We start from the raw sequence: 14,174 nt of genomic DNA on the forward strand, positions 1-14,174 counted from the left end.
CTGCTTCCTTCAGACCCTACCGTTGCCAGTAACGCCCTTGCTCTCAGGTTGTCTTCCCGTTGGTTAGGTGACTTAGGCTTCTTTCAGCCTATCGGCTCAGTACACATGCTGGACGTACAAAAAAGTAGCATATAATTAAATGCTACTTTTGCTCTAAAAGCCATATATTTAAATAACTATCTTCCTATAAAATGTTGTGTCCAGTACAACGTCCCATTGGACTTCTTTGCTAAACCTACACCTATCTCACTGTAGTTCTTGCTTAAGATATTTGCTCTATGTCCAGGAGAATTCATCCAGCCATTCATTACTTCTGTTGCCGATCTCTGACCGTAAGCAATATTTTCTCCAGCAGACATATATCTAATGCCAAAGGCCTTCATCATTACAAATGGTGAACCATACGTTGGCGATTGGTGAGAGAAATATCCCTTATCTATCATATCTTGCGACTTATATCTTGCCACTCTTGATAATTGCCAATTCAGCCTTAAAGGAGCGAGACCTACTTTGGCTCTTTCCTTATTTACCATTGTAACTACTTGCTTTTCTATTGTTTTTACCTCTGCTAAGTTTGGTACTTTTACGATATTGCTCGGGTATATCAAGTTTGGGTCTGCTATTTGAGGATTAGCAGATATTACCTCTGAAACCCCCACTTTATACTTTGCACAAATTCTCCACAGGCTATCACCAGATTTAACTGTGTAATTAATAGTTGGAAACACTTGAGCAGAAACAATAGAACTTATACCTGTTGATGTTAAAATGGTTAAGGTTAGCACCAAGGCTTTTAATTTTTTGTTCATTTTTTATTCTCCCTTCATATCAGATATTCACTTTATCTAAATATATTGTCTCACTTTAGTGTGTTTTTATCCGACAAAAGAAGATAACCAATAAACTACTATTATTGGTTTTATTATTTATGTTTTCCTTTTTTCTTCTTTTTAAGATTTCCTTTTCTACCAATAGATTCAGTAGGTTTATCCTTTGCCGTTGATTTTACACCTCTAGCCTTTTCTATAGCAGTATTAGTAGAGTTTTTCCCTTTTGGAAGTGTCATAATTAATCCCTCCTTATATTAGAAACTCGCAAGGTATCATTTAGTTTAATCTAAACTAAGTTTCACATTTTTGAAATTAAGGAATTATTATATAGTACATTCGCATCGAATTTCCTTACAATTCCCCCATCAAATTTCAAAGCTAATTGTTTACTTGTAATAGCAATTATCTTTCCTTCCCCGAAACTTTTATGATGTACTCTATCTCCTTCTTTAAATGGTAAATTTTTACCATCTTCACCTATTATATTGCACTCCACAATAAATCGTGAGGTTTCTTTGACTTTTCCTTTAATATTTCTAGAAATACAAAGCCAAACATTGTCTATGGCTCTTGTAATCCCTACATAAAATAGTCTTCTTTCTTCCTCTATGTTTTTATCCATGCTATTTACATGTGGAATATTCTCCTCGTTACAATTAATAAGGAATACGTTTTTAAACTCCATACCCTTTACCCCGTGGATTGTGCTCAGTATCACGGCATCATCCTCTGTATTTTTCTTGTGCCTTTTAATTTCATCTTTAACCTCTTCTACATGCTCTAAAAAAGGTATTATAGCATTATATCCTTCTATTGATTGTCTAAACTCAGAAATAACATCCTCCATCTCACCTAAATCAATCTTAAATTTTGTGCAATACTCTCTAATATGATCGTGATATCCAATACTTAAAACTATATTATCTATTGCACTTTTCAATGACATTTCATTTAAATTATGTATATCTTTTTTTAATTTATCTAACATCTTCATTTGAAACACTGGTGTACCTTCTATATCCTTTACCATTTCAAAACAATCATCTTTTACAGAATTCCGTCGCAATTTCTCTAAATTTAATTTACTTATATATCTGAAGGGTTTATTAATTATCCGAACAAAACTATCTCTGTCTGTCTTATCGATACTCAGTTTTAAATATGCAATTATATCCTTACATATAAAATGTTGAAAAAAATCATACTCCTTATCTAAAAGCAAAAAAGGAATCTTTTTTTTAATAAATACGTCTATTAGGCTTCTACACTCAACATTTGTTCTGTACAATATAACATTATCCCTATAATCTTTATCCGACGCTTCCGATCGCTTTTCAATAATACAGCTTATTTCCTCTGCCTGATAGCTTTCATTTACACTATTAAGTACCGCAATGCCACCATCCAGCTTCTTAAACGCATTGATGTGTTTTTCATTCCTCATGCTGTTATTCTTTATAAGACTCATGGATATTTCCACAATATTCTTTGGGCATCTATAGTTTACGGATAACAGTAACTTTCCTCCACCTTCAAAATGCTCTGAAAACCGGACCATACACTCAGGATTTGATCCTCTAAACCCATAAATACATTGATCCTCGTCACCTACTGCAAAAATTGAATTACCCTCATTTATTAGTTTTAGTATTTCCACTTGCATTGAATCACAGTCTTGAAATTCGTCAATTAAAACATATTTAAATAATTTTTTATAAGCCTGAAGTATTGTGTAATCTTTTATAAATAAATTTCTACAACCTATTTGAAGATCATCAAAATCATATAAGGTTTTTTCTTTTCTGTACTGCTCGTAAATATTATAGGCTGCTGTAAAGATTCCTTTATCAATACTTGGTGAGAAACTTTCCATTAAATCTCCACTTGTCTTAAACACAGAAATATTATTAATTACTTCCTTTACTTTCTCATCACTTACCTCATCTAAATAGGACATTAGTACATTTTTTATGAGTTTATATACCTCTAGTGTATTTATTATAGTTATCTCACCATAATAGTTTTTAAGAATCTTATAAAATAAGCCATGAAAAGTGCCGAAAAACGGAACTCTATCACTTCCATTGATGGCAACGTATCTGTTCTTCATATTAATAGCCGCGGCTCTTGTAAAAGTAATGACAATAATATTCCTAGGATTTATTTTTTTATGGTTTATTAAATAAATAATCCTATTAACAATAACGACTGTTTTGCCTGATCCAGGACCTGCTGTAACTAGTAAATTCCTATTTTCAAAAAAAACTGCTACCTTTTGCTCCTCACTTAAATTCGTATTTATTCTACTGCTTAATATTTTATTATTCATACCGTGTCTTGTGTCCATTTTCTTCCACCTACTTTAATTATGTAATATATTATGTTTATACCCAAAATGTTCTTATATTAATCATACGTACCTAATAAATTGGAAATATGTTATAATTCCATTATATACTTTTATTAAATTTCAAAGGGGCATAATTATGAAAAACTCAAAAGATTTTAATGTGAGAAATGAAAGAAATCTAACAATGCTAGTAGATTTTTATGAATTAACCATGGCTAATGCTTATCTTGATAATAATGTTGGAGATAAAATTGCTTATTTTGATATGTTTTTTAGACGAATACCTGACGGTGGTGGATATTGTATCATGTCTGGTGTACAACAGTTAATTGAATACCTTTCTAATTTAAGTTTTTCTGAAGATGATTTATCCTATTTAAGAGGTAAAAATGTTTTTTCAGAAGACTTTATAGATTACCTAAAGAATTTCAAATTTTGTTGCGATGTATGGGCAATACCAGAAGGTTACCCCGTTTTTCCTGGTGAACCCCTAGTTATAGTTAAAGGCCCCGTTATGCAAGCTCAATTTGTTGAGACTATGGTCCTTCTCACAATAAATCATCAAACCTTAATAGCAACTAAAGCAAGTAGAATATGTAGAGCAGCCTTAGGTAGACCAGTTCTAGAATTTGGATCAAGGCGTGCTCAAGGCTATGATGGCGCTATATATGGTGCTCGCGCTGCTGTTATTGGTGGTTGTTTTGGTACTGCATGTACCATAGCTGAAGAAATGTTTGATATTCCTGCTATTGGTACTATGGCTCATAGCTGGGTACAACTTTTTGATACTGAATACGAAGCCTTCGAATCTTGGGCTAAAACTTACCCTGATAATTGCTTATTACTTATAGATACTTATAACGTACTACACTCTGGTGTGATAAATGCCATAAAAGTATTTGATGAAGTACTTAAGCCAATGGGCAAAAGACCCAAGGGAATCCGAATAGATAGTGGCGATATTACTTACTTAACTAAAAAAGTAAGAATAATTCTTGATGAAGCTGGATACGAAGATGTAAAAATTACGATTTCTAATTCCCTTGATGAACATATAATAAAGGGTGTATTGGAAAACGGGGCACAAATTGATAATTTTGGCGTAGGTGAGAGACTTATTACCGCAAGATCAGAGCCTGTGTTTGGCGGCGTTTATAAGCTCGTCGCTGTTGAAAACGATTCAACCATAATCCCAAAAATTAAAATTAGTGAGAATGAAGAAAAAATAACCAATCCTGCATTCAAAAAAATATATAGGATTTTTGATAAATCAACACACAAAGCAATCGCTGATTTAATTACATTAAATGACGAGGTAATTGATGAAAGTAGAACCCTCGAAATATTTAATCCGACCTTTACCTGGAAAAAGACCCGACTAAAAAATTACTATGTAAAAGATCTTCTGGCTAAAATATTTGAAAATGGAAAACCTATTTATAAATCTCCTTCAGTTATGGAAATAAAATCATTTTCCGCTAAAGAAGTTTCTAAATTATGGCCAGAAGTTTTGAGATTACAAAATCCTCATGCATATTATGTGGATCTTTCATGGAATCTATGGAATTTAAAACAAAGTTTATTAAACCATTATTCTGAAGCCTTGGAAGAATAATAATCGTTTATTAATAAGAATATAAAAATTATCTAAAATGATATTAGGAGGAATTATGGAGCAAACTTTAAAATTAAAACTGTCTAAGGATGCTCATGAAGAGCTTACGAAAATGATTAAACAGGACGGTGTTTATGACAGTGTAAGATTTGTGTACGCCAGTGGTTGTTGCAAAACCGCAAAAGTGGATATTATCTTAGATAATTATAAAACAGAGGACATTAAAAATACTCTCGGCGATTTGAAAATATTGTATAATGAAACTCTTGTGGATAATATTGTGGAACTTACAATAGACTTCGCGGATTCTAGATTTTGGATCAAAACAAAGTTACCGGAAAATAGTAAACCAAATTGTTCTAAAGGAGATAATAAATCCTGCAGTGGATGCTCTGGACATTGTGGTTCGCACTAATCAAAAAAACTAGCCAAAATTTTTGGCTAGTTTTTTTATGGACCTTAAATTATACGTTTACTAGTGGTCCAGGAACACTTGCTAATAAATCCACAGTTCCCTCATATTTATCATCAGTAATCTCTGGAAACCAAATTGTAATTTCACGTTCTGCACTTTCAGAACTATCAGATGCATGAACTAAATTCTGAGTTTTGTCTAAAGTGAATTTGCCTCTTATACTTCCAATTTCTGCTTTTGTTGGATCTTTATCTCCATTTATTTTTCTTACTACATCCACAGCTTTTTCACCCATTAATATAATTGCACAAATCTTACCTTCAGTAATATAATTTATTAACTCTTTAAAGAAAATTTTTGAAACATGTTCGCTGTAATGTTTTTCAGCACTTTCCTTTGTGGCCGTCATCATTTTAAGAGCTACAATTTCAAGGGATTTCTCCTCATATTGATTGATAATTTTCCCGATGAGACCACGCTTAACTCCATCAGGCTTAATTAAAACTAAAGTTCTTTCCATTTAATTCATCTCCCTTATGTTTATTTATTTTAATTTAATTATATCCAATTATTACATATTATACACAAGAGAATAGAATACACTATGAATAGGTATCTTTATACAACAACCTTAATGGTGAGCTTTTATCTTTACTAAATAAATCATAATCTGAATGATTCTTAATAATTAGTGGTTTAAAAACTTTTAGTTCAAGAAACGGACAATTACCCCCGTTATCTGCCCACCTATATAGTGAACATTCCTTAAAACATTCAACTTCTTCTTCAGTAGTTGTTAAAAAAGGACACTGTAACATTTTTTCACCCCATTCCCATAATTTGCTACTCATAATAGCATTATAAGATATTTTAGTGATAATTTACAGTGTTTTTTGAAAATTGTAAATATAAATTTTTATATACTAAAAATAGCCTTAATTATTGACTGCGTCTTTTAAATATTTCCACATTACAATGTCACCTGACTTCAATTTATATGCTCCACTGCTTATGCCAGGCTTAACTCCATTTACATAATAACACCAGCCGCTTAAAGGGCCGGCACCTCTGGCCTTAAGATCATAAAGCCTTGTAAAATAAGTTGTTTCTCCTCTTCCTGTTGCTGCATAGTTATTACCTACCCCAATTCGCGTAATATCTGCTACTGTTTTATTCTCAATGCTTATATTCACAGATAAAACAGTTTTACCGGAGATATCATCTTTAATTATTAAATTAGGTTGTTTTTTAGGTTCTGGAGTGTTTACAAGTATTTCTTTTTCTACAACAACTGCATCTTTCTTAACAACTACTACTTTTTCAGTGCTACTAGTCTTTGTATTGGTTGTTTCCTGCTTCTTAACTTCCGGTTTAACATCCTCTTTAACTGTTACTTCTTTCACTGTTTCCACTTTATCGGCTTCTTCTTTAACTGCCTCTTCCTTAATCGTTTGTTCTTGAATATCCTTTTCTTTTACAGCACCCTCTGCTAATTTTAAGTCTTTTTCTTCCTGTTGTACTTCAGCGGTATTTTTATTAAGGTACTTATCTTGCACAATTTTAGAAATACCTAAAATCCCTACGCTTATTAATATAACTGTAGCTACAAGTAATATTTTCTTTTTCAACTAAATCACTCTCTTCTATTTTGACATTGTTACCTATTTATACTATATATTATTTTTCACTACTAACTTTTCTTGTGTATAGCACTCCTATCGCTCCTATAATCATAAAGAGCACCCCTAAAACTATAAGAACATTAGTATCAATAATTGCACCCGTTTGTGGTAATTTATTATCCACCACTTCATTCGTTGCTTTAATTTCGTCTATAGCTACAACTTTATCTGTTGATGTAGTTTCTTCCACAGAAAAAGCTGGCAACTCCATTGAATTAATATTGCTAGAATAAAAATCATATTTTCTAGTATTTTTATATTCTTTAAGAGCTATTAACGCTCTAAGTACCTGCTCTGTTGATGTATAGTTTGATTTAGTTTTTTCTACCAAATGCTTAAATCCTCCATCTTCAGCTTTAAAGGACAATAACGCTGAGACTAAATCACCATTGGCTTTAGTAAATGTTTCTCCCTCTGGATCTATTCCTACAGACGTAAGTCCTAATATAACAAATGCTGTAGTTTCACTAGCTAACCCATATTGACTAACACTGTATCCACTTTCATTTTGTAATATAGATAGGGTATTAACTGCAGCATCAATAGACTTTTTAACCTCTGGTTTTGTACTAGAAAATTCTGAAAGAGCATTTATTGCCGCGCCTGTCATATCTGGATCTATTTTGTCCCCATAGTAAGTCCATCCTACCATTTCATTTCCATTTGCTTCATAGCTTAACTTAGACTGCATTATAATATCAGCCAATTTTTCCTTAGTTACTTTATAATCGCCCTTTATGTTAGCATAATTATAAACAAAATTTCCAAACACTGCATCATTAATTAAGAATGTGTCTATATCCCTGTTAAATAGCTCAGAAACTAAATCATAGCCGTAAGCATCATAAGGTGTATATCCAGCTGCAGTTAATCCTATAATTAATTTTTCTAAATCAGTATTAATTATATCTTTTACTCCATTTGTCTTAATATCTTCCATGCTCTCTTTTAAGAATTCAGTGTCTACTTTTTCACCTAATTTGTTTAAACTCACAGCAGACCATGTATCTATCCCCTTAGCATTTACAGCTACTACTGAACTATTTATTGCCTTGGAAATTTCTTTTGTAATTGTAGTATTATCTACAACTTCAGCTCCATTATCTTCATTGTCATTAACGACTGGTGCTAATTCTTTTCCTATAGTAAATTCTATTTTATCATAAACTACTTTAGGAGATGCATCAGTTCTAAAATCACTTAGCCAAAGAGTATGAGTTCCAGACTCTAGCCCTTCTGTAAGCGTAATTTTATTATCCACAACTACTACATCCTTGTCATCAACTTTAGCCTGTATACCTGTAATAGGAGTAATTACTTCTTTTTTGGTTGTCCAGTCTTCATACGTGTTATTTAAACTAATAGTTAATTCTACATTTGCATCCTTGGTTGAATAATCTATTTTATTTGCAGTCATCGTTCCCATATCACCATAATATAAAATAAGCTTATCGCTATTTTCTAATGTTGTATCATCAATTGATGATGTAATATTAATATAACTGTTATTTCTACTTATTGCATAAAGCCACCCATCGTAAGCACCAAATTTACCACTTTTTATTCCATTAATTTCCGAAATGAATTTTCCATAATCTCCATCCGTGGCATTCATATCTATATTATTCTTAGCTAATACATCTTTTAAAGCCTCAAATGCGTTTGCTTTGGTTGTTATACCTTCTGTAATCACACTATTGTGGCCTTGTACCTGCACGAAAACCTCAAAATCGTTTTCTGCTGCCTTAACCATAGTACTAGCTCCTGTAAAAATTTGACCCAGTACAAATATTAGTACTAGCATCATAGTATAAACCTTCATTTTAATTATTTTTCTCATTATTTCCCCCTATAATTTTTCAATATTTTTAATGTATGTTATTTCTAATTTGTTTTTAAATCTAGTTAATACTTTGTAGAAACTCTCGTAGAAAATTAAAGCAAAAACAAAATTACCCACAGCATGCATTATATCTGCAGTTACACTCGTAATATATATCGTTAGAATACCCTTAATACTAATTGGATCTAATATTATAAGCACTTGCCATAAATTCATTATCCAATCAAACAGAAATCCATACGCAAAACATATGACGGCAAATTTTTCTACAGAAAGTTTTTTCCCTCTTTTACCTATTAAGCCTGAAATTGCTCCAACTATACCCCAGGCAAGCATCTGCCAAGGAGTATATGGGCCTTGACCAAGAAAAATATTTGATATAAACGCCGCCGTGCTTCCAACCAAAAACCCTTCATAGGGTCCAAACACCAGCCCAGATAATGCTACTAAGAACGTAGTTGGTTGAACATTTAGTATTGCCGAGAAGGGTATTCTACTTATTGCTGCAAATACGCTTAGGGTTGCTATAACTGCTATTTCTTTAGTACCCATAGAGCTCTTTTCAAAATAGAAATAGCTTAAAAAGATTATTAAAAATACAGCTAACGTTACACTTAAAGACATATTAATATAACTCTTATATTTTATACCCAGCATTATTAATAATATCGGAATTAAAAATGTAAAATACATTGTAATTTTTTTCACTATCTCACCTTCATATTTAATTTGTCTTTAAGTACTTCACTAAAAGCAAAATCTTTTAGAGTAAAAATATTACTATTTCTAAAAATCTTATTAATGGTAGTTGTATAGTAGATTCCTGTGCCTAGAACTTGCTTGCGATTTCCATCTCCTACTATCTCACCATTAAACATTAATAGAAATCTACTACAAAATTCTGCTGCAAAATCCACGTCATGAGTTACAAGTATTATCGTAGTCCCATTTTTATTAAGTTCTTGTAGTATCTCCCCTAGCATTGTTTTAACCTTTGAATCAAGTCCCCTAGTTGGCTCATCTAAAAGTAAAATTCTAGGCTTGAGAACCAAAATCGAGGCTATAGCAACTCTCTGAATCTCCCCCCCACTAAGGTCTCTTGGATTCTTATTCTTTAATTTGTAAATGTCTAAAGCCTTTAAAGTATCATCTATAATGCTATAATCTTTAATCTTGTAATTATCTAAAGTAAACTTTAATTCATCATAAACCGATTCCTTTGATATATAATCATTAGGGTTTTGTGAAATATATCCTATAATTCTTGCTATATCTTTAATTTTAAGTTTTTTAATTTCTTTATATTGTCCACTGAAATTCACGAAAGTGTTGTTGGCTCGTTTACCACTACCATCTCCGCTTTCAAAAGAATCTTTCAATACCTTAACGCTACCACTATAACTGATTAGCCCCATAAGTGCTTTTAAAAAAGTAGTTTTGCCGCCGCCATTAGCACCCATAATCCCAATAAATTCACCTTGCTTTATACTGGTATTCAAATCCTTAATTGCTGTATTATCATCATATTTACAACTTAAATTTTCAATTTTTATAAGTTCGTCCTTGTTAGATAAATTCTCACTTAGTGAACTTGATTTATATTCATATGTAAATTCTTCAATAGCTCTTCTTGCTTCTCTTAAACTATATGGCATATTCGCTATATCCAAAGCTTTTGCTATTTTTAAATAATTCGGTAAAAACTCATGAAGCTCTCTTTTGTTATTATTATAAAGCTCCTGTTTACTTCCTAAAAAAGTTATTTCTCCTTGATCTAATATAAGAATTTTATCAGCAATGTCAAAGCATTTATGGATTCTTTGTTCAATGATGATAATGGTAATTCCTAATTCGTCGTTTATTTTTTTTATAAGTCCAATAACATCTTCCGCAGAAGCCGGATCTAGCTGAGATGTAGGTTCATCTAAAATAATACAATTGGGTAAATACACTATTGCAGAAGTTATTGCCACTCTTTGTTTTTGTCCACCAGATAGCGTATTAATATCTCTATCGGCTATATCTAATATATTAGAAAACTGCATAGCCTCAAAGATTCGTCTCTTCATTTCACAGCTTTCTACGCCAATATTTTCAAGTCCAAAAGCAATCTCCCTGTGAACCTTATTCATAATCAGTTGGCTTTCCGGATCTTGAAAAACCATAGTTATCTCACTTGCCCTTTTGCCGTGTTCCATTTCCGTTACTTCACTTCCATCTATACTTACATTACCTTTTATTGTGCCGCCATAAAAATTTGGTACTGCACCTGAAATACACTTAGCTAATGTAGATTTACCTGAACCTGATTCTCCTACAACAAATAAAATCTCTCCTCTATCTAAGTTTAAATTTATATTTTGAAGTACGGGTTTTGATTCTTTAGGATAGTAGTAGGATAATTCTTTAATCTCTATATATGACATTTCATTTGCTCCCTGTAGTATTATTTTTTATCCATTATTTTTTTAGATAGAATAATTTCTATTATAATCACTAATATTAGTAGGACTATAATCCAATAATTAATAAGTTGTGACGCACTTACCTTCATATATATATTAAAATCATCTAGCCCACTTGCCTTTATTATTAAATAAAAAATCATTGCAGCGCTGCTCCCTATAATCAATAAATTGTCAGTTGTTTGGAGCCTAGGCTTATCATATACAGTTCTATTTCCACTTAAAAAACCTCTCACATAAGCAGCTTCGCCTATACCAAAAGCTCCTTCTAAGGAATCTTCAAGCAAAACAGATAACACCGGTATGTTGCTTTTTATTTTTTCTTTTAGCTTTTTTCCTTCAAAGTCAACACCCCTTATGCTGTATATTTCCTTTAAGTTTATAATTCTATTTTTCATATTAGGAAATATTTTAAGTGAGATCATAATGGTTAATGTTGATTTTGGTAGTTTAGAAGAAAAATATGAAGATGCCACATCTGTATCTATAATTATTGAACAAACCATAAACAAATAAATTACCACTAAAAGTTTAAATGCTAATATAACACCATAAAGTAATGCTTCCAATGTGAATCTTTCTCCAAACAAATAAAATAAAGTAGTGCTTCCCTGTGACACAAACATCATATTAACCACTATCGCTAATATAGAGAAAGGAATAAAATATTTAAGTCCATTTTTAAGCTTTTCGATATTTCCGCTGTATAACATAGTAAAGACGCAGAACATAAAAATTATTGTAAGAACGATTGGATTTTTGCATAAAAAAGTTATTACAAGTAAATTTAGCCCAAGTAATGCTGCTGTTAAAACATGAATTTTGCCGCTTTTACTAACCATAACTCCTCCTAATAAATGTTATCCTAAAACTCAAAAAAACCGAACTTAAAAGTTCGGTAAAGGTCTATATAATATAAGCCTTAACCTTCCCTCCGAAGGTATCGTAATATTTATAATTATAAAAGATATCCTGGCTTTCACTTCGTCCTAAAGGCACCCTTCCCTAACGCTTTTAAATACATCAAGTGGTTTTATACCTGTCGTCCATGATTACAGTAGCGGGGGCTGCTGTGGCATTAAACCACATTCCCTCTTAAAATTACATGTTATATTCAATTGTTTCTATAATACAATTATATTATTCTTATATTAATTTGTCTACTATTTTTAAAAATTACCAATTAAATGATTTTGTTAAAACCCGAAATCCTCACCAACTACAACAACAGTAATATCAGTTCTCATAGGTTTTCTCTTAATTACTGAATAAATCCTACAAATTCTAGAATCTGATTTGCAATCACTACAAACTCCAGTTTTAGTACAAGGATTAGGCGTATTCAACCTTTTATTATTTTTTGGTGATGCAATTTGTTCTAATCTTTGAAAGGCTGCAGCTTCATTTTTACAAATTTTATTGATTCCTACTACAACAATTACTTTTTTAGGACCAAAACTCATTGCTGCTATTCTATTTCCTACCCCGTCAATATTAACAAGTTCTCCGTCTAAAGTTACAGCATTAGAACTACATAGAAAAACATCGCAAACAAGCTCGCTCCTCATAGTTTCCATTTTTTCATCAGGGGATAAACTTGGGTCACCATGATCTAGTATAATGCCTCCCATAGATTTAACTTTTTCCTGTATGCCTAATTTCTTTATAGTCATGGATCCTCCAAAGCCTACCTTGTCCCCTTTAACTATATTATTCATTAAAAATTCCGAGGCTTGTTCACCATTCGGAAAATAAATAGCTTCAAATCCATTTACACCAAGTGCCTCTACTACTTTTGAACCTATAACTTCATTATGCCAATTATGAATTTCTTTCATTTTTTTCCTCCTTTTAAAAACTTTTTTATTTACACACTTTATTTTATTATAACTTATAAATCATATATAAACATATGTTTTAACATTTTGGGCATATTAATTTACAAAGTGTGATTTTAAGATCACCTTGTATAAGGAGTGATTTTTTTGAATATAACTAGTATGTCCGCATCTTATCTATTTTTAGGTATTTCTATAATAACATTTTTATTTTTCTTATATTACAAATTTCTAGTAGTTAACACAAGTGAAAACAGCAAACGGCGAGATGGAATTATTGGTTCCATGAAAGATCCCGATCATTGGAGAGAACGAAATAATAAGATGTCATATGTTTCTCTATTTTGGACCATTATATCTATTAGTATCTTTATCTATCTAAAGTTTTTCCATACAGCAGGTTTAATATCAATTGTATATGTCTTTATATTTTCAGCTGTAATTGTATTGAGTGTTTCAGTGTTCCTTAAACAAAACAAAGTTGTAGCAAACAAATAGCACAAAGTACAAAAAGAGAACCCTTTTAAAAGGATTCTCTTTAATATTTATTTGTGTATTAATAATTGCCTTGCGCGTGCATTGCTTCTGCAACTTTAACAAATCCTGCAATGTTAGCTCCTGCTACTAGGTTATATCCAAATCCAAATTCTTCTGCAGCATTTTTACAATTATTATATATATCTATCATGATTGCATGTAGTTTTACATCTACTTCTTCCGCAGTCCATGAAAGTCTCATACTATTTTGACTCATTTCAAGTCCTGATGTAGCAACTCCGCCTGCGTTTGCAGCCTTAGATGGTCCTACTTTAAGTCCCATTTCTAAGAAATAATCAACAGCATCGTTAGTACAAGGCATATTAGCACCTTCACAAACCATAGTTACTCCATTTGCAACTATTTGTTTAGCATGCTCTATATGAATATCATTTTGAGTAGCACATGGTATTACTACATCAACTTTTACGCCCCATGGTTTTTGTCCAGCGTAGAATTCACAACCAAATTTGTCTGCATAATCCTTAACTCTTGAACCTTTGTTTACACTTAGCATTTCAACCATATAATCTATTTTTTCTCCTGTTACTCCATCTGGATCATATATATATCCGTCTGGACCAGAAAGTGTTACCACT

14 protein-coding genes, 1 pseudogene and 1 riboswitch are annotated in these 14,174 nt (G+C 31.7%); of the genes and pseudogenes, 3 read left to right on the plus strand and 12 right to left on the minus strand.

The genetic code is table 11. The features are described from left to right. Positions 1-176: 176 nt before the first annotated feature. From ACJAX4_RS15550 to ACJAX4_RS15560, 3 genes are all read right to left on the minus strand, one after another. Positions 177-809 carry a CAP domain-containing protein gene (locus ACJAX4_RS15550; protein ID WP_435790364.1) on the minus strand — a complete coding sequence of 211 codons (633 nt, stop codon included), beginning with the start codon at positions 807-809 and terminating at the stop codon, positions 177-179. 113 nt (positions 810-922) lie between these two features. Next, positions 923-1,066, minus strand: coding sequence for a hypothetical protein (locus ACJAX4_RS15555; protein ID WP_435790365.1), 144 nt, complete (start codon positions 1,064-1,066; stop codon positions 923-925). 62 nt (positions 1,067-1,128) lie between these two features. Continuing rightward, positions 1,129-3,177, minus strand: coding sequence for an ATP-dependent helicase (locus ACJAX4_RS15560; RefSeq protein WP_435790366.1), 2,049 nt, complete (start codon positions 3,175-3,177; stop codon positions 1,129-1,131). Positions 3,178-3,316: 139 nt separating this feature from the next. On the opposite strand from ACJAX4_RS15560, the gene ACJAX4_RS15565 reads away from it, so the two are divergent. Both ACJAX4_RS15565 and ACJAX4_RS15570 read left to right on the plus strand, forming a co-directional pair. Further along, positions 3,317-4,795 carry a nicotinate phosphoribosyltransferase gene (locus ACJAX4_RS15565; protein ID WP_435790367.1) on the plus strand — a complete coding sequence of 493 codons (1,479 nt, stop codon included), beginning with the start codon at positions 3,317-3,319 and terminating at the stop codon, positions 4,793-4,795. 55 nt (positions 4,796-4,850) lie between these two features. Continuing rightward, positions 4,851-5,210, plus strand: coding sequence for a hypothetical protein (locus ACJAX4_RS15570; protein ID WP_435790368.1), 360 nt, complete (start codon positions 4,851-4,853; stop codon positions 5,208-5,210). Between the two features lie 49 nt (positions 5,211-5,259). On the opposite strand, the gene ndk is transcribed toward ACJAX4_RS15570, so the two are convergent. The 8 genes from ndk to ACJAX4_RS15610 all read right to left on the minus strand — a co-directional run bounded on the left by ndk (position 5,260) and on the right by ACJAX4_RS15610 (position 13,038). Beyond that, positions 5,260-5,730, minus strand: coding sequence for a nucleoside-diphosphate kinase (gene ndk, locus ACJAX4_RS15575; RefSeq protein ID WP_435790369.1), 471 nt, complete (start codon positions 5,728-5,730; stop codon positions 5,260-5,262). A gap of 82 nt (positions 5,731-5,812) precedes the next feature. Then, positions 5,813-6,028, minus strand: coding sequence for a hypothetical protein (locus ACJAX4_RS15580; RefSeq protein WP_435790370.1), 216 nt, complete (start codon positions 6,026-6,028; stop codon positions 5,813-5,815). Positions 6,029-6,145: 117 nt separating this feature from the next. Continuing rightward, positions 6,146-6,838 (minus strand): DUF4430 domain-containing protein, encoded by a 693-nt coding sequence (locus ACJAX4_RS15585; RefSeq protein ID WP_435790371.1) that lies wholly within the window; start codon positions 6,836-6,838, stop codon positions 6,146-6,148. Positions 6,839-6,887: 49 nt separating this feature from the next. Beyond that, positions 6,888-8,732, minus strand: coding sequence for a DUF4430 domain-containing protein (locus tag ACJAX4_RS15590; protein ID WP_435790372.1), 1,845 nt, complete (start codon positions 8,730-8,732; stop codon positions 6,888-6,890). A 9-nt stretch (positions 8,733-8,741) separates the two neighbouring features. Beyond that, complete coding sequence (locus ACJAX4_RS15595) at positions 8,742-9,443, minus strand: ECF transporter S component (RefSeq protein ID WP_435790373.1); 702 nt, start codon at positions 9,441-9,443, stop codon at positions 8,742-8,744. Further along, on the minus strand, positions 9,443-11,161 hold the full coding sequence (locus tag ACJAX4_RS15600; RefSeq protein ID WP_435790374.1) for an ABC transporter ATP-binding protein: 1,719 nt from the start codon (positions 11,159-11,161) through the stop codon (positions 9,443-9,445). The genes ACJAX4_RS15595 and ACJAX4_RS15600 overlap by 1 nt, the downstream gene beginning before the upstream one ends. Positions 11,162-11,181: 20 nt before the next feature. Next, positions 11,182-12,042: an energy-coupling factor transporter transmembrane component T gene (locus ACJAX4_RS15605; RefSeq protein WP_435790375.1), complete on the minus strand. Its 861-nt coding sequence runs from the start codon at positions 12,040-12,042 to the stop codon at positions 11,182-11,184. Between the two features lie 103 nt (positions 12,043-12,145). After that, a riboswitch (cobalamin riboswitch) is annotated at positions 12,146-12,344 on the minus strand. 52 nt (positions 12,345-12,396) lie between these two features. Next, on the minus strand, positions 12,397-13,038 hold the full coding sequence (locus ACJAX4_RS15610) for a lactate utilization protein (protein WP_435790376.1): 642 nt from the start codon (positions 13,036-13,038) through the stop codon (positions 12,397-12,399). 147 nt (positions 13,039-13,185) lie between these two features. On the opposite strand from ACJAX4_RS15610, the gene ACJAX4_RS15615 reads away from it, so the two are divergent. After that, complete coding sequence (locus tag ACJAX4_RS15615; RefSeq protein WP_435790377.1) at positions 13,186-13,536, plus strand: hypothetical protein; 351 nt, start codon at positions 13,186-13,188, stop codon at positions 13,534-13,536. 58 nt (positions 13,537-13,594) lie between these two features. Here ACJAX4_RS15615 and ACJAX4_RS15620 read toward each other — a convergent pair. Beyond that, positions 13,595-14,174: pseudogene (locus ACJAX4_RS15620) on the minus strand (NADP-specific glutamate dehydrogenase); the annotation flags it as partial.

Source organism: Clostridium sp., from assembly GCF_051278035.1.
Taxonomy (GTDB): domain Bacteria; phylum Bacillota; class Clostridia; order Clostridiales; family Clostridiaceae; genus Clostridium_AD.